We start from the raw sequence: 16,223 nt of genomic DNA, 5'->3' as shown, positions 1-16,223 counted from the left end.
TATTATCTGGCAATATTCACAGCTCTTGTTTCTCTGATCACTGTTACTTTTACCTGTCCCGGATAAGTCAGTTCATTCTGGATTTTCTCAGAGATATCGTAAGAAAGCTGGGAAGCTACTTCATCGTTTACTTTTCCGCTTTCTACCATTACTCTCAGTTCTCTACCCGCCTGGATTGCATAGGCACTGGATACTCCATCGAAGCTTAATGCTGCAGATTCAAGGTCTTTCAATCTCTGGATATAAGATTCCAATACCTGTCTTCTTGCTCCCGGTCTTGCTCCTGAGATCGCATCGGCAACCTGGATGATTGGTGATAATAATGATTTCATTTCAATTTCGTCGTGGTGCGCTCCGATTGCGTTAACAACCTCCGGATTTTCACCGTATTTCTCAGCCCACTGCATTCCTAACAATGCGTGTGGTAATTCTGATTCCTGCTCAGGAACTTTACCGATATCATGTAAAAGACCTGCTCTTTTTGCTAATTTTACGTTTAATCCTAACTCAGCAGCCATTGTTGCAGCGATATTGGCAACTTCTCTTGAGTGCTGCAATAAGTTCTGCCCGTAAGAAGAACGGTATTTCATTCTACCAACGATTTTGATCAGCTCAGGGTGTAATCCGTGGATTCCTAAATCAATGATGGTTCTCTTACCTACTTCAATGATTTCCTCCTCGATCTGTTTTCTTGTTTTTTCAACAACTTCTTCAATTCTTGCCGGGTGAATTCTACCGTCAGTTACCAATCTGTGAAGGGATAGTCTTGCAATTTCTCTTCTTACCGGATCGAAACAAGAAAGAAGAATGGCTTCCGGTGTATCGTCAACAATGATCTCTACTCCTGTTACGGCTTCCAAAGCACGGATGTTTCTACCTTCTCTACCGATAATTCTACCTTTTACTTCATCAGACTCAATGTTGAAAACTGATACTGAATTTTCGATAGCCTGCTCTGTTCCGATTCTCTGGATCGTTTGGATAACGATTTTTCTTGCTTCGTTTTTAGCATTCATCTGAGCTTCCTCCATGATGCTCTGAACGTGTGCCTGCGCTCTTGTTTTTGCTTCAGCTCTCATGGTTTCTACCAATTCTGCTTTGGCTTCTTCAGCGGTATAGTTGGAAATTTTCTCAAGTATTTCTACTTTCTTAGCTGTTGCAACATCCAGCTCCTGCTGTTTTCTTTCCAGAATTTCGTTCTTCTTAGCGTAGTCAGCAATCTGCTTATCCAGATCTTTTTCAAGTTTTCCGGTCTTGCTAAGCTCGTCATTCAGCTTATGTTCTTTATCCTTGATTCTTTTCTCAATCTCCTGCATTTTCTTTTCGCGGGCCTGAATGTCAGCATCATGCTGTGATTTCAGTTCCAGGAATTTTTCTTTTGCCTGGAGATTTTTTTCTTTCTTTATGGATTCAGCCTGTACATTAGCTTTTTCTATAAGGTTTTCGGCATTCTTCTTGGCATCATCTATGATGAATTTTGCTTTAGTATTCAGAGAACTTCTGGAAAAAAATATTCCCACTACAGCCCCGATTACCAAACAAACAACACCGACTATAACTTCTATCATAATATATATTGAGTTTTAATTGTATTCATATCTAAATAAAAAAAGCCTACAATAATCCAGAGATTGAGAGTAAACTCCTAATCAACACGATTTGAACTGATTTCCACTGTCTGTAATCCGGAAGTCCGGCGCGCCATTCAATGGACATTTGTTCGGTAATTGTTTAGCGTTGAGTTTACCTTTAATGTGTTAGAATTATTGTAGGCAGTAATTTTTCAGGAAAAAAAATCTATTTCCCGATTTCATTCAACGATTGATTAATCTGTGCTAATCTTTCGTTGGTAGAATTAATATTTTTCTCGTAGTTAAGAGAAACCACTTCTGCATTGGTTCCCAGTTTAAGGGCACACATAGCCAAAGCATCCTGTTTATCTCTTACATCGAAATTCTGTTCAAAATCTTTAATCATATTCTCGATCTGCTTCCCTACTTTACGCAAAGTTTCTTCCTCTGCTGCCGGTACGTTCAGCGGATACACTCTTCCTGCAATGTTGACGGTTATTCTCCTTATCTCCATTATAATCCACTGTTTTGAAGCTGAGCAATACAGAAATCAATTTCTTTTACCAATCTGTTGATATGGTTTTTCATTAATCTATTGTGTTCAGGATTTCCTGATATTGCTGAATAAAGTTTTATATTTTTTTGTTCTTCTGCTAATACCTGATTTTTTCTTCTTTCTTCATCATACTTCTTCTTCAACTCTTCATGCTCAATACTTAATTCTTTTAAATTTTCCGTAAGATTTTTATAGTTCTTTTGCAGAGTCGAAATCTTTCTCTCTAATTCTGAAAAATTATTTTCTAAATCTTGAAGCATTTCAGGTTTGTATATTCTAACTAAAAGCAAAAATAAAAAAATAATAACACTAACAAAAATAAAACGCTCTATATTTTGATATATAAACAAAAAAGGAGGCGCCAGAGCGTCTCCCATGTATTTTCCACTGAAAATTTTTTTATTCAAATTTCAGAACAAACATTACTGCTCTTGTCTGCAATGTAGAAACTGCAGATGCCCAGTAAGGAGGTGTAGTTGCGTTATCCGCCACTTTTTCATTGTTCATGAAGAATGTTCCTCTGATCGCAGGAGTCAGTTTAAACTTGTTGAAATAAAACTGGATTCCCATTTCTGCAGACCATGCAAAGTTGTGGGTGGTAGATCTGAAGATCCCCTGCATGTTATCATCTGTAGAAGTTGCATTAGACTGAAGGTTTACTACGTAGTTCACCCCTGCTGCAACGTAAGGTCTTGAGTTGTACCATCTTTGTCCGTGAAGCTCCAGAAGTACCGGAATATCTATTAATGTAGATTTAATTTCTCTTACTTTATCCTTTTCCTGTAAAGGGAACGGTATGAAGGGATCATTCGTTAAAGATCCACCTGCATAAATATCATTGGATTGAGTATTAAAAGTCAACTGTCTTTGTGCAAACTGTAAACCCGGCTCTATTCTTACGTCTAAATAGTCGTTCAGTCTCCATTTTGCAATAAGCCCGGCACCGAAACTATAACTTTCCTTAGAGGTAACAAGGTTTTCATTATCATTCATCCCATATTTCGGATGTAAAACAATGCGGTAATCCAGTCTGTTCCCGTTCAAATAAAACCCCCAACTGAATTTCTGTTCGTCGAAATCTTCCAACTTGTCCATTCTGTTTCGGGTTCTGAATTGCGCGTTTGCAAAAACGGCAACATTTACTGAGGTTAAAACCAGTGCTTTTAATAGAAATTTATTCATAGGTTACTTTGTTGCTTTATAAATTGTGGCTATACCTAAACTTAATTTTTTATATTCAACTTTCTTAAATCCCGTATCTAAAAGAATTTGCTTCATCTTCTCCCCGAAAGGAAAAGCATTTACAGAATCCGGAAGGTATGTATATGCCCTATTATCCTTGGAAACCAGTCTGCCAATCGCAGGCAATATATTTTTGAAATAAAACATATAAAATGGCCCCATGAAACCCTCAACCTTTGAAAACTCCAGTATATAAACACTTTTGTTATCTTTAACTACTCTTCTTAACTCTGCCAAACCTTTGGTAAGGTTCTCAAAATTCCTTACTCCAAATGCAACGGAAACCGCATCAAATCTATTGTCCTCGAAAGGTAAATTTTCTGCATCTCCTTTTTGCATGGAAATTTTGCCGTCTAATTTAAGTTTTTTTATTTTAATAACGCCAACATTCAGCATTTGTTGTGATAAATCTAATCCAACCACTTTAGAACCGGTTCCTTTTTCAATAGTTATTGCCAGATCTCCCGTTCCTGTAGCCACATCCAGCACTTCCTGCGGATTATCATTTTTCATCCATTTTACCAGTTTATTTCTCCACAAAACGTCAATTTTCATGGATAAAACATGGTTCAGAAGGTCATACTTCGGTGCAATGTTGTCGAACATATCCTCTACCTGGCTTTTTTTTGTAGCCTCTGAATTGTAGGGAGTAACTTTGGTGATATCTTTTGTCAAAACTTAAAACTTGTAATATTCTTTGTAATAATTTAGGTAATCCTGCTTTCTGAAGATTTTGGATCTTGATTCCACTTTCTGGATATTCTTGATCACTTTGTCATAGTCTTCATCCACATTGTAATAAAAATCTTCTGTGTAAAGCTTATTGAAGTGTCTGGCTCCTCCGTAATAATCCTTTCCGTCAATGACCGTTTTATCAAGATTGGCCAGTAACGAATCTTTTTTAAGATTGTAACCGTAATACTGATCGTTAATGTAGTAATCCTGGTGTGTAATATTGATCAGACCACGAAGTTTGTTAACTTCAAATGCCGAGTCATACAGCATTTTTTTGTTCTGATCAAAAACCTGAATAGAGTTTTTCCCTTTATTCAAATCCACATGCACATACTGCCCCGCTGAAATAATTCCTTCAGATCCGTTGTTGATCTTGAAATAGTAGGTGTTCGGGGTAGGATTATCTACAACATAATAATTCTTCTTGGCTAAAAAAAGGAAGTAGATCCCAAAGGCAACGATAAACGCCACAGCTGCAATAAGTAAGCCTTTTAAGGACGAGTTGTTTTTCATAGATTGTAAAGTACAATTTTTGCAAATTTAATAATATTTTTAATTCTCCGTTATTAATATTAATTATTAACTTTGCAACTTTAAAAAAATCATATAAACGAATGCCGAATACGATCATTATTGGCTCTGGATGTTATATTCCGAACAGAGTTATTGGTAGAGATTACTTCATGAATTCTGAGTTCTACACTGAAGACGGAGTAAAGATTGAAAAGCCTGTGGAAGAAACCATTGCGAAATTTGTAGAGATTACAGAAATCGAAAACAGGAGATTCATTGAGGATCATCTTTCCAACTCACAAATCGGTTATGAAGCTGCAAAAATTGCCCTTGAGGATGCAAAAGTAGATGGCGAGGACCTGGATTATATTATTTATGCAAGCAATTTCGGGGAAGTTACTGAACACGGATATGCTGATTTTATGCCTACCATGGCAGCGAGAGTGAAGAACAAACTGGGAATCAAAAACAGAAAGTGCGTAACCTACGATATGCTTTTCGGATGCCCTGGATGGGTAGAAGCCATGATTCTGGCAGATAACCTGATCAAAGCCAAAGTAGCCAAAACGATTCTGGTAATAGGAGGTGAAACATTAAGCCGCGTAACAGATCCTCATGACAGAAACAGAATGATTTTTGCTGACGGTGCAGGAGCTGTAGTCGTAAAAGCAACAGATGAAGAAAATGTAGGTATTATCGCTCACAATACAATCTGTGACAATGGCCCGGAACTGAACTATCTTGAAAACGCACCTTCCATCAATAAAGAAGTTGATCAGAGACGTCTATATGTAAGAATGTTAGGAAGAAAAATCTATGAATACGCTCTGAAAAATGTACCGGTTGCCATCAAAGATACCATTACTGATGCAGGTCTTTCTATTGAAGATATAGACAAAATCTTAATTCACCAGGCTAATGCTAAAATGGATTACGCCATGATTGAAAGACTTCACAAGCTTTATGATGTGAAAGAATACGATCATGCTATCTCTCCAATGACGATCCAGGATTTCGGAAACACTTCTGTAGCAACTATTCCTACCATGTATGATTTAATAATTAAAGGAAAAATGGAGGGTCAATCGTTTAAAGAAAAAGGTAACATTGTGATGACTTCGGTAGGTGCCGGAATGAACATCAATGCTATCGTTTACAGATTTCCTTAAAATATTTAATAAACAAAAAAATATAAAGCACAGGGAAGTTATTCTTTGTGCTTTTTTTGATCAGACATGCAAAAGAATTTTTTAATCATTGCCGGAATCTTCCTCTTTTTGGAAATATATATTTACCAGGCTGTCAGAACACTTACCGACAACCTTTGGATCAAAATCGGATACTGGGTTATATCATTAGCTGTGTATGGAATCTTCGCTTATGAAGTTACCCATTACCAGAGATCAGACAGAAGCATGGTAAGGGCCCAGATCATGATTTCATTATTTTTGATTTTTATCCTTCCGAAAATTTTCGTGGTTCTGTTTTTATTAATTGATGATATCATCAGAATCGGAGGCTATCTTATAGGTTTTTCCAAACCTTCAGAAAACTTCTTCCCGGAAAGACGAAAATTCCTGAGCCTTGTCGGATTGGGAATGAGTGGGGTTCTTTCTGCTCTTTTCATAGATGGAATCACGTTTGGAAAGTACAGACATAAAGTGAGAAGAGTAAGGGTAAATTTCACCAATCTTCCGAAAAGCTTCAAAGGCTATAAAATCATCCAGATTTCTGATGTTCACAGCGGAAGCTTCTCTGATCCAGGCAAATTAGAGCATGCCATTGAGCTGATCAATGAACAAAAGCCCGACCTGGTGTTATTTACCGGAGATATGGTGAATAATGTTGCGGATGAGTTTAAACCGTTTATTCCTTTATTTTCAAAAATACAGGCTAAAGATGGCAAGTTTGCGGTATTGGGTAACCATGATTACGGAGATTATGTAACCTGGGAATCACCTGCAGCCAAAAAAGAAAATCTTGACACCCTGATCCGCTATGAAAAACAAGCCGGATTTGATATGTTGAGAAACGAGCACAGGATTATTGAAAAAAACGGAGAAAAGCTCTATATTCTAGGTGTTGAAAACTGGGGATTAAAACCTTTCCCTCAATTTGGTAAAATTGATGATGCTTTAAAAAACGTACCGGAATCCGCCACGAAGATCCTGATGAGCCATGACCCTACCCACTTTGATTATGTGGTAAAAAAACATCCTGCAAACATCCATCTAACCCTTTCGGGACACACTCATGGGATGCAGTTTGGTCTGGATCTTAAAAATGTAAAATGGTCACCGGTACAATATAAATATCCTAAGTGGGCAGATTTATATGAAAGTGAAGGAAAGCTGCTGTATGTTAACAGAGGGTTTGGAGTATTGGGATATCCGGGAAGAGTGGGTGTATTGCCGGAGATTACACTTTTTGAACTGAGTTAGAGAGGCGGGGTCCGGGATGCGGGTTATTGGTTGCTGGTTGTTTGGTTGCGAGTTAGTTTATTCCGGGTTAGGTGTTACACACAACATCAAACATCAAACATTAAACCTTGAACCTTGAACTTAAAACCTTAAACCCTTTACCTAATCCCTGCAATCTAATCCCTACAACCTATCACCTAAAAAATATAATCTTTCATACGGGAAGTAGCCATTTCCCTGTCATTGAGAAAAGTAAGGAGGGCATCTAATTTGTCCTCCATTTTTTTACCCGAAAATAAGCTGCGGTAAAAAGGAATATCAAAACGGTATTTTTTAAAATCCGTAAACTGCCATGTGTTAAGATAGATCAGCACAAATTCTTCATTCTGCAAAGTCTCCAGCACCATATTCTGATAATACTTCATCGGCAGGATCTGGAATACGAAGTCATTATAGGGCAGCTGGCTGTAAGGAGAGATACTTTCCGGAACAATACTCAGTCCGTCCTCTTCTGTAATTTCCGTATCTCTTTTGAGCCTTTTGAAAGGAAAAAGAATATTGGCATTATCAATATTAGAAACGTAATTGAATTCCATCAGCTTCAGAATATCCTGCGGAACTTTCACATCTTTCTGGCGGATTCCCCTGATCTGTTTTTCCAGCAGATCCTGAATATTCTTTTTGGCATTTTCTATTTCTTCAGGATTTGAACCTTTATTATAAAAAGCAATTTCATGCCCTTTGGATGAAATTGCTTTTATTAAATTCTGAAGTTTTTCAGTAAGAGAAATCTCTACAAAAAAACTTGATTTGATATCATGAATATCTAAAATTCTAAGAATTGCTTTGGTATTATCTTCAGTGATTTTTAATCGCTCTTCATCAGAAATTTGAGAGCCGTTTTTTACTCCGGCTTCAATACAAGTGATGTTAAAAGTCAATAATACCATTTAAATTAAAATTTATGTAAATTTTATAAAATATTAAAAATCAGATGTTAAAAATAAAAGTAATTAAAGCATTACTTTACATTATTAATCCTTAGCTAATTTTACCTTCAGATTCTTAATCATATCTTTTGTCATCTCAGAAATTCCGAAATCATACGTCAGACCCCAGTCTTTTTTTGCTACTGAATCATCAATAGAAGCCGGCCATGAATCTGCAATTGCCTGTCTGAAATCCGGGTTATAATCAATCGTAAAATCCGGAATTTCTTTCTTGATTTCTTCCGCCAGTTCTTTTGGGGTAAATGACATTCCACCCAGATTGTAGGAAGAACGAACCGTTAAGCTTTCTTTTGGAGCTTCCATCAGTTTTAAGGTTGCATTGATAGCATCATCCATATACAGCATTGGCATTCCTGTATTCTCGGAAATAAAGCTTGTGTATTTTCCGTCTTCAATGGCCTTGTAGAAAATCTCAACAGCATAGTCAGTAGTTCCACCTCCTGCAGGCGTCTTCCATGAGATCAACCCGGGATATCTGATACTTCTTACATCCACCCCATGTTTGTCGAAATAGTATTCACACCACTTCTCCCCTGCCATTTTTGAAATCCCGTAAACAGTGGTAGGATTCAACACTACATCCTGTTCCACATCGTGCTTTGGAATTCCTTTTCCAAATACCGCGATAGAACTTGGCCAGAAGATCTTTTTAAGAAGCCCTTCTTTCGCCATTTCACAAAAATGAAGGAGTGGTTCAAGATTTAATTTCCATGCGAAAATCGGCTGCTTTTCCGAAGTCCCGGATAAAAGCGAAGCAAGGTGATACACTGTAGTGATATCGTAATCTTTAATCACCTGTCTTACCAATTGCGTATTGGTAACATCCATTCTTTCATAGTGTCCGGCAGAAGTAATTCCTTCCTGCCATCTGTCCAGTCCTGAAGCAACAACATTTTCCGCTCCGTGGATTTCAACAAGTCTGTTTGTAAGTTCGGTACCAATTTGTCCCAGGGCACCTGTAATCAGTATTCTTTCCGTATAGGATTCCATTTTCAGATTTTTTTAGAATTGTACAAAAGTAAAAAAAACATGTCAACCATAATAAAAAAGGTGTATTTAAAAACGTTTCTCTGATAACCATCTTCATCTTCAATAAGATAATTTCAATGAAAGAAAAAATCAAATGCAATGATCATCAGGCTGTGATTCACTGAAAATTCAATAATTTTGTTTCAAGAAAAAACAATCATATGAAGAAGATTTTAATTGCTTCGATGCTGTTGGCAGTTCAGTTCAGCTGGGCTCAATTCACAGATATCAATATTATCAAGGAAGTACAGGTAAAAAACAAAGGTGTAGTAGTCTCTGCACATCCTTTAGCCAGTGAAGCTGGAGCTAAAATCTTAAAGATGGGCGGAAATGCTTATGACGCTGTTACAGCGACACAGTATGCGCTTGCTGTTGTCTACCCGCAGGCTGGGAATATTGGCGGCGGCGGATTTCTGGTGGGGGTTAAAAACAATGGGGAAAGATTTACATTGGACTACAGGGAAACTGCTCCTAAGAAAGCTTCACGGGATATGTATATCGACAAAAAAGGAAAAGCGGATACTGATCTTTCTCAAAATGGAAGGCTGGCAGTAGGCGTTCCCGGAAGTGTCGCAGGATTTTTTGCTACCTTGAAGTATTGCAAGCTGCCGATGGAAAAGATCATCCAGCCTGCCATTGATCTCGCAGAAAAAGGGTTTACCATCACAGATAAAGAAGCAGAAATGCTGAACAACCAAAGAGAAAAATTTCAGAAGCACAACAAATCTTCGATCATTTTTGTAAAAGATACTCCCTGGAAAGCCGGAGATCTGTTAATTCAAAAAGATCTTGCCGAGACTTTAAAACGCATTCAGAAATCGGGAGCTAAAGGTTTTTATGAAGGAAAAACAGCTGAACTCCTGGTTGCTGAAATGAAAAGAGGGAACGGAATCATCACGCTGGAAGATCTTAAGAACTATAAAGTTGCAGAAAGAAAAGCTCTTGAATTTGATTATAAAGGAAATGATGTTGTCACCATGCCTTTACCATCAAGCGGTGGAGTGCTGCTTGCTCAAATGCTGAGAATGGCAAGTTTTGAAAACCTGGAAAAATATCAGCAGAACTCAACAAAAGCAGTTCAGATTATGGCTGAAGCAGAAAGAAGAGCTTTCGCAGACAGAGCAGAATATATGGGAGATCCGGATTTTATTCAGGATAAAACTTCTTACCTGATTTCTGACGAATACCTGAAAGGCAGATGGAAAAATTTCAGTTTTGATAAAGCTACTCCAAGCGCAGAAGTTGGCAAAATCATAGAACAGCCTAAGGAATCGATGCAGACTACTCATATTTCCGTATTAGATAAGGATGGAAATGCTGCTTCAGTAACCACCACCCTTAACGGATATTACGGAAGTAAAGTTTTAGTTTCCGGAGCAGGATTCTTTTTAAATAATGAAATGGATGATTTCTCTATTAAGCCGGGAGTGCCGAATATGTTTGGAGCTGTGGGTGGAGAAGCCAATTCTATCCAGCCTAATAAAAGAATGCTTTCCTCTATGACACCAACCATTCTCCTTAAAGGCGGAAAGCCTTATATGGTGGTGGGAACTCCCGGAGGAACAACCATTCCAACATCAGTATACCAATCTATTGTAAATGTTGTAGATTTTAAACTGAATGCCAATCTCTCAGTAAATGCACCAAAGTTCCACCATCAGTGGCTTCCGGAAACCATTACGGTAGAGAACAATTTCCCTGAAAGTACCATTTCTGAACTGAAGAGTAAAAATTATGTTATTGAAAAGACAAAATATATCGGAAAAACAGAAATAATCGTTCTTGATGAAAACGGAAATATTCATGCAGTGGCAGACGGCCGTGGAGATGATTCAGTTGCCGTTGAATAAACAGGTCAGATTATCAAACAATACAGTTTCGGCTTCATTCTTCGAATGAAGCCGAAACTTTTTTAACCACCTTATAAGACCAGTTCTATAGATTCTTTTCAATGACATTTGTCATGTTTTCAGATAAATTTTCTTAATTTTCGCCCTTAAAAAAACAAAACGACTGTTCTTTGAAAGCAAAAAAAATATACAATCAGCTTTATTTCCAGGTGATTATCGCCATAATTGCAGGTATTCTTCTTGGAAAATTTTATCCTGAACTGGGAGAAAAGATGAAACCTTTAGGGGACGGATTCATCAAATTAGTGAAAATGATTATCGCTCCGGTAATCTTCATTACACTTACGTTGGGAATTGCCCATATGACCGATTTAAAAAAAGTAGGAAGAATTGCAATAAAGGCAATGATTTACTTTTTCACTTTTTCAACCCTTGCTCTTATTATCGGGTTAATAGTAGGGAATATTTTACAGCCTGGCCATGGTTTAAATATTAACCCTTCTACTCTGTCGGGTGACGTTTCACAATATCAGGCCAAAGCTCATGAATCTACTCTTACCGGTTTTATTATGAATATTATCCCGGAGACTTTATTCAGTCCTTTGGTGGGTGATAATATTCTTCAGGTTCTGCTGGTGGCTATTTTAATGGGAGTTGCTTTGGTTTTAACAAAAGAAAAAAGCCAGAAAGTAACTGATTTTTTACAGGATCTGTCAACTCCGGTTTTTAAAATCGTACATATGCTTATGAAGCTTGCCCCAATCGGAGCTTTCGGAGCAATGGCTTTTACGATCGGAAAATATGGACTTCATTCTGTATTAAACCTGATATTTCTTGTCGGCACATTCTATATTACGTCTATTCTTTTTGTCGTTATCGTATTGGGGGCCGTGGCATGGTATAATGGATTTAACATTTTCAAATTTCTTTTTTACCTTAAAGAAGAGCTTCTCCTTGTTCTGGGAACCAGTTCTTCGGAATCTGCCTTACCGGGAATCATGGAAAAACTTGAAAAAGCAGGCTGTTCAAGGGCAATTGTAGGCCTGGTAGTTCCTACCGGATATTCTTTTAATCTTGACGGAACGAATATCTATATGACTCTTGCCTCTCTTTTTATTGCACAGGCATTAAACATTCATCTTCCTCTTGAAAAGCAGCTTATGCTCCTTCTGGTAGCGATGTTAAGTTCAAAAGGTGCAGCAGGTGTTACAGGCGCAGGGTTTGTTACTCTTGCAGCAACATTGGCTGTAGTTCCTGAAATTCCGATTGCTGGAATGACCTTGATTCTCGGAATTGACAAGTTTATGAGTGAATGCAGAGCTTTAACAAACGTTATTGGAAACTCAGTAGCGACCGTTGTTGTTGCCAACTGGGAAAAGCAGCTTGACAAAAACCAGCTTCAATACTGCCTGGACCATCCGCATGATGTTGAGAAAAAGCTTGAAGGGTAAGCAGGTAGCAGATGGGAGATTATAGATAGCAGGTTTTAGGTTGAAGGGATTAGCCATTAAAGACTAAACTAAAAAAACTTTAAACCTTGAATCTTGGACCTTAAATCAGAATATTCAGACTTGAAGGTTGTACCTTAATGTGAATCGGTGATTTGATTTTATTAAATTCACCATCCAGATGCCAGTTTTTGGTATTGACTTTAAATGATATTTCAGAGACAGGAAGATAAGTAACATATTCATCATCTTTCAATCTTTTGGTAAACATTCTGAAAGCAAAAAGCGCAGAATACGTAAGCGGAAATTTCTTCACCAGAACCATATCAACCAAACCATCACTTTTGCTGGCTTTGGGAGCAATGTATGCATTGTTACCAAACTGGCGGGTATTGGCAATGTTCATCATCAGATATCTTCCATTGTACTGCTGATAAGCTTCATCAAAAAACTTTACTTTAATTGGCTTGTAATTGAAGAAAGTCTTCAGGGAAACTTTGATGTAATTTTTGAATCCGCGACTTGTTTTTTCAAATTCCTTTACAACCTTTCCGTCAAAACCTGTTCCTGAGACATTGATGGAAAGCCTGTCGTTCACAGTAAAAGTATCTATTTTCCTGGAGTTTTTTGCTTTTATTTTTTCCAAAAGTTCATCCAGGTTTTTGCTGAATCGTGTCTCATTGGAAAATCCGTTTCCAGAGCCGGCCGGGAAAATTGCGAGGATTTTCTCTGTATTAATAAGGTTTTTGGCTACTGTAGAAATAGTACCGTCTCCTCCTATTGCCACAAAAATATCCACTTCCTCAAAATGAGCCTGAATAAACTCATCTGTTCCGGGAATAGATTCTGACACGTAATACAACGGGTCTTTCACCTTTGTTTTAAGTTCGTTCAAAAACGGCTGATAGTTTTTTTTGGCCGAAAAAGGATTGATAATAAAAGCTACTTTGTCCATCACCACAAAATTAAAAAATGCTTCCAGAACTGGAAGCATTAATTTATTTAATTTTCATTCTTTCTTTGAATTCTGCATTTAAGGTATCTTTCAGATCTTCCCATGAAACAGGAATTGTAATATCCCCGGCCGCAAAAGCTGCAATTTCATAAGGACTGTAGTGAAAATACAGGTTTTTGTCATCAAAATAGAAATTATCAGAAGCCGGAATTTTATCTACCAATAACATTTCCGAATTCTTAACTTCTCCGTCGCCATCCATCGTTCCGCTGTTAATTTTATCGATATTTTTCATCAGAATGGCTTCTATTTTATTTTTAGGCATTGAAGTAATATCTTTCAACTCCATTTTTCTGTTGTTTTTAAGATCAAAAACCCTTTCTGAAAATCCGTAATTATCATGAGCTCCTCCTTCATAACCGCTTCCTACATACTGAATATGCATATAACCATTTTTATTGGAAATCAGGTTCATGTGTGAGCTTGAATACCAATTCTGGGCATAGGTCACATCTGAAAGCCAGTCTTTATTATCGTTTTTTACAGCATTGAAATAGTCATTCTTTTCTTTATCAAGATAAGCCTGAAGCCCGGCTTTGGAAAAGTCTTTGATTTTTTCATTCTGGAAATAGATGCTGTCCAGCAGTTTTTTATCTTTTAAAGTAGGGAAAACCAACAGTTTTGAAGTGAAGCTCACTTTTAAGGAATCTGTAATTTTTGTAGAGTCATTTACTTTTACAGAATCTACTACAAATTCTTCTGCAGCTTTGTTTTCTGTTTTTTCTGCCTGTCCTGTTGTTTCGCTTTTTTTACAGGAAGCCACGGCCAGGAAAGAAGATAATGCTATAACAGCAATCGTGTTTTTCATAATTTATTTTTTGATATCAAATACAAAAACCATTCAAAAGATGAATGGTTTCTGAAAATTTTTTATTTTTTATTTAAATCGTACTAAAAAATTACTTTTTAACGAGGCTGATCACCTGATTTTCAAATTTTGAAGCAACTCCCCAGATTTGTTTAAATGCGGGATAATATTCTTTCGGATAGTCTGAACTGTTAACCTTTGTGGTTGTGGTTACTTCCAGCTTATTTCCTTTTTGTTGTACTGAATAGGTATAGGCTATTTCTTTGTCTTCCGTTACAATCTTTTTCTCTTTAGGCATTTCCTCAATTACATATCCATCAGGAATTTCAAGAATTACCTTTTTAACTTTGGTTATAGGAGATCCGAAATCGATAGGATATTTTCGGACTTCGGTCTGATCAAATTCATTGGAATTTTTATTTAAAAACAACATTGGATTAATAATCATTTTCTTTCCTACTCTGTCAATAAGGTTTGTTGAAGAAAACTTCATACTGCTTTCAAATTCTCCGTTTTCCAATACTTTTGAATCAATATCCGTGAAATCTATTGAGAAATTCTCTTTATACTGCTTTTTATATTTTTCCGGATTATCATCATAGCTGTCTTTAACATACATGGCATAGGCACCGGTATCTTTGTCTGAATAGGTTCCGGAAATACTTCCGTCATCATTAATTCTGGCATTCACGGTAAGGTAAGTATTGCTTGATTTCAGATTAGCCATTTGAATCTGCAGTGCCTTATCTTTGGTTACCAGGATTCCATACTGGTTCCAGTTTTTAAGGGGGATTTCATCCAATGAAGACTGCTTGGAGGTGGCATCATAAATATGTAACTGATCATCCAGCTTAACAGTAGCCAATACAAAATTCATATTGGATACGTTAGGAGACACCAGATTGATAAGACCGTTTTCTACGGTAGAAATAACCAACGGATCAGCTTTAAGACCAGCTTCGCGAAGCATCATCACAAGAAAAAGATTAATTTCTGCATCATTCCCTGTTTTGGTTTCCAAAAGCTTCTTAATCCCGTCTTCAGTATAAATTCCTTTATCTTTATTCCAGGTAAAAGTTTTCTGTACGTATGAAAAGATAGCATTTGCCTTTTCAAGGTCAGTCTTCATTTCCGAAACTCCGGCAGGCATATTTTCTTTTGCAAGCTTTGTTCTTTTCAGTTCTCCTCCAAAGTCTTCACTTTCATAAAGTCTCTTGGCAATCTGGTCCCATGAAGATGAATACAGCTTAAGCTCACCAAAATTGGTAGAGTTCAGCTCGGCACTTATTTTTGTTCTGAAATTCCTGTCATTTCTTACAAATTTCTCCGTTTTAAAGCCAGTTAAATTTTCATAAGCAAATCTAAAGGTTTTATATTGAGTACCATACAACAGCCTCTCCTCCATTTCCCTGTACTTAGGGGTAAGGCCTCCGGTATAGTTTACATTATAAGACATATTGATGGGTGCATCTAAAACATATTCTGTATTCAGTGAAGGGGTATCAGATTCTATCAGCACCTCTGGAATCATAAACCGGAACGGAGATACAATCTCATACTGATATTCTATAACCGATCCGTTTTTTACGCCTGGAAAAGCAAATTTTGTCAGCGTAACATATTTATTCTCTTTACTTTTATATTGAGAACTCTTTTCTACTTTTAAAGGAACAGCCGCTCCATTCTCAAGATTGTAGGTAAATGCCTTGAACTTCCCCAGTGATTCTCTGTTGCTTCCAACATTATAAATAGGAATTTCGAGATTCAACCAGTCTTCTGCTTTATCTTTATCGTATATCTTCACTCTGTAAAAATATCTTTTGTGAAGATTACCGGTATTGGCATCTACCATAAAATAAGCAGATTTATACAAAATTTCGGCAGGTGCATTTTCATCCAACAAAGATTTTGCTTTGGACAGATCTGCCTCGTTAAATTTAGGTGGATTCAGAAATTCATATTTTTTCTGAGCGTTGAGTAATATTGCATTGGTAGAGCACAGAAGCAATACTATTATTTTTTTCAT

General features: G+C 37.0%; 15 protein-coding genes. 4 read left to right on the top strand and 11 right to left on the bottom strand.

All coding sequences use genetic code 11. The annotated features are described in order from the left end of the window. Positions 1 to 2: 2 nt before the first annotated feature. The 6 genes from rny to EL165_RS25565 all read right to left on the bottom strand — a co-directional run bounded on the left by rny (position 3) and on the right by EL165_RS25565 (position 4,617). Complete coding sequence (gene rny, locus EL165_RS25590; RefSeq protein WP_002980524.1) at positions 3 to 1,568, bottom strand: ribonuclease Y; 1,566 nt, start codon at positions 1,566 to 1,568, stop codon at positions 3 to 5. Positions 1,569 to 1,797: 229 nt separating this feature from the next. Then, entirely contained in the window at positions 1,798 to 2,085 is a 288-nt protein-coding gene (locus tag EL165_RS25585) for a cell division protein ZapA (protein ID WP_002980525.1), read from the bottom strand. Beyond that, entirely contained in the window at positions 2,085 to 2,534 is a 450-nt protein-coding gene (locus EL165_RS25580; protein ID WP_002980526.1) for a hypothetical protein, read from the bottom strand. Before EL165_RS25580 ends, EL165_RS25585 begins: the two co-directional genes overlap by 1 nt. Then, positions 2,527 to 3,309 carry a type IX secretion/gliding motility protein PorT/SprT gene (gene porT, locus EL165_RS25575; RefSeq protein ID WP_002980527.1) on the bottom strand — a complete coding sequence of 261 codons (783 nt, stop codon included), beginning with the start codon at positions 3,307 to 3,309 and terminating at the stop codon, positions 2,527 to 2,529. The genes EL165_RS25580 and porT overlap by 8 nt, the downstream gene beginning before the upstream one ends. 3 nt (positions 3,310 to 3,312) lie before the next feature. Beyond that, a complete protein-coding gene (gene ubiE, locus EL165_RS25570; RefSeq protein ID WP_232529200.1) occupies positions 3,313 to 3,975 on the bottom strand; it encodes a bifunctional demethylmenaquinone methyltransferase/2-methoxy-6-polyprenyl-1,4-benzoquinol methylase UbiE in 663 nt (220 codons plus the stop codon). Positions 3,976 to 4,047: 72 nt separating this feature from the next. Continuing rightward, complete coding sequence (locus EL165_RS25565; RefSeq protein WP_002980529.1) at positions 4,048 to 4,617, bottom strand: hypothetical protein; 570 nt, start codon at positions 4,615 to 4,617, stop codon at positions 4,048 to 4,050. A gap of 101 nt (positions 4,618 to 4,718) precedes the next feature. Between EL165_RS25565 and EL165_RS25560 the strand changes: the two genes are divergently transcribed. Further along, a complete protein-coding gene (locus tag EL165_RS25560; protein WP_002980530.1) occupies positions 4,719 to 5,786 on the top strand; it encodes a 3-oxoacyl-ACP synthase III family protein in 1,068 nt (355 codons plus the stop codon). A gap of 66 nt (positions 5,787 to 5,852) precedes the next feature. Further along, on the top strand, positions 5,853 to 7,058 hold the full coding sequence (locus EL165_RS25555) for a metallophosphoesterase (protein WP_002980531.1): 1,206 nt from the start codon (positions 5,853 to 5,855) through the stop codon (positions 7,056 to 7,058). 176 nt (positions 7,059 to 7,234) lie between these two features. Here the strand turns inward: EL165_RS25555 and EL165_RS25550 are convergent, their stop codons facing one another. Further along, on the bottom strand, positions 7,235 to 7,987 hold the full coding sequence (locus EL165_RS25550) for a polysaccharide deacetylase family protein (protein ID WP_002980532.1): 753 nt from the start codon (positions 7,985 to 7,987) through the stop codon (positions 7,235 to 7,237). A gap of 84 nt (positions 7,988 to 8,071) precedes the next feature. Continuing rightward, complete coding sequence (locus EL165_RS25545; RefSeq protein ID WP_002980533.1) at positions 8,072 to 9,037, bottom strand: NAD-dependent epimerase/dehydratase family protein; 966 nt, start codon at positions 9,035 to 9,037, stop codon at positions 8,072 to 8,074. 200 nt (positions 9,038 to 9,237) lie between these two features. Here EL165_RS25545 and ggt point away from each other — a divergent pair, with 200 nt between their 5' ends. Further along, entirely contained in the window at positions 9,238 to 10,926 is a 1,689-nt protein-coding gene (ggt, locus tag EL165_RS25540) for a gamma-glutamyltransferase (RefSeq protein ID WP_002980534.1), read from the top strand. 170 nt (positions 10,927 to 11,096) lie between these two features. Beyond that, entirely contained in the window at positions 11,097 to 12,377 is a 1,281-nt protein-coding gene (locus EL165_RS25535; RefSeq protein ID WP_002980535.1) for a dicarboxylate/amino acid:cation symporter, read from the top strand. Between the two features lie 100 nt (positions 12,378 to 12,477). On the opposite strand, the gene EL165_RS25530 is transcribed toward EL165_RS25535, so the two are convergent. The 3 genes from EL165_RS25530 to EL165_RS25520 all read right to left on the bottom strand — a co-directional run bounded on the left by EL165_RS25530 (position 12,478) and on the right by EL165_RS25520 (position 16,223). Beyond that, positions 12,478 to 13,329 (bottom strand): diacylglycerol/lipid kinase family protein, encoded by an 852-nt coding sequence (locus tag EL165_RS25530; protein ID WP_041461838.1) that lies wholly within the window; start codon positions 13,327 to 13,329, stop codon positions 12,478 to 12,480. A 43-nt stretch (positions 13,330 to 13,372) separates the two neighbouring features. Next, positions 13,373 to 14,197 carry an RsiV family protein gene (locus EL165_RS25525; RefSeq protein WP_002980537.1) on the bottom strand — a complete coding sequence of 275 codons (825 nt, stop codon included), beginning with the start codon at positions 14,195 to 14,197 and terminating at the stop codon, positions 13,373 to 13,375. 91 nt (positions 14,198 to 14,288) lie between these two features. Next, a complete protein-coding gene (locus tag EL165_RS25520; RefSeq protein ID WP_002980538.1) occupies positions 14,289 to 16,223 on the bottom strand; it encodes a transglutaminase-like domain-containing protein in 1,935 nt (644 codons plus the stop codon).

This window comes from Chryseobacterium gleum (assembly GCF_900636535.1).
Classification (GTDB): Bacteria; Bacteroidota; Bacteroidia; order Flavobacteriales; family Weeksellaceae; genus Chryseobacterium; species Chryseobacterium gleum.
This window is presented reverse-complemented; position numbering and strand designations above follow the sequence as displayed.

What these genes read in the sequence shown, in the direction of transcription:
- EL165_RS25585 (WP_002980525.1), bottom strand. Translation starts at nt 2,085, where the DNA reads ATGGAGATAAGGAGAATAACCGTCAACATTGCAGGAAGAGTGTATCCG.
- EL165_RS25565 (WP_002980529.1), bottom strand. Translation starts at nt 4,617, where the DNA reads ATGAAAAACAACTCGTCCTTAAAAGGCTTACTTATTGCAGCTGTGGCG.
- EL165_RS25530 (WP_041461838.1), bottom strand. Translation starts at nt 13,329, where the DNA reads ATGGACAAAGTAGCTTTTATTATCAATCCTTTTTCGGCCAAAAAAAAC.
- ggt (WP_002980534.1), top strand. Translation starts at nt 9,238, where the DNA reads ATGAAGAAGATTTTAATTGCTTCGATGCTGTTGGCAGTTCAGTTCAGC.
- rny (WP_002980524.1), bottom strand. Translation starts at nt 1,568, where the DNA reads ATGATAGAAGTTATAGTCGGTGTTGTTTGTTTGGTAATCGGGGCTGTA.
- porT (WP_002980527.1), bottom strand. Translation starts at nt 3,309, where the DNA reads ATGAATAAATTTCTATTAAAAGCACTGGTTTTAACCTCAGTAAATGTT.
- EL165_RS25520 (WP_002980538.1), bottom strand. Translation starts at nt 16,223, where the DNA reads ATGAAAAAAATAATAGTATTGCTTCTGTGCTCTACCAATGCAATATTA.
- EL165_RS25545 (WP_002980533.1), bottom strand. Translation starts at nt 9,037, where the DNA reads ATGGAATCCTATACGGAAAGAATACTGATTACAGGTGCCCTGGGACAA.
- EL165_RS25555 (WP_002980531.1), top strand. Translation starts at nt 5,853, where the DNA reads ATGCAAAAGAATTTTTTAATCATTGCCGGAATCTTCCTCTTTTTGGAA.
- EL165_RS25550 (WP_002980532.1), bottom strand. Translation starts at nt 7,987, where the DNA reads ATGGTATTATTGACTTTTAACATCACTTGTATTGAAGCCGGAGTAAAA.
- ubiE (WP_232529200.1), bottom strand. Translation starts at nt 3,975, where the DNA reads ATGTTCGACAACATTGCACCGAAGTATGACCTTCTGAACCATGTTTTA.
- EL165_RS25525 (WP_002980537.1), bottom strand. Translation starts at nt 14,197, where the DNA reads ATGAAAAACACGATTGCTGTTATAGCATTATCTTCTTTCCTGGCCGTG.
- EL165_RS25560 (WP_002980530.1), top strand. Translation starts at nt 4,719, where the DNA reads ATGCCGAATACGATCATTATTGGCTCTGGATGTTATATTCCGAACAGA.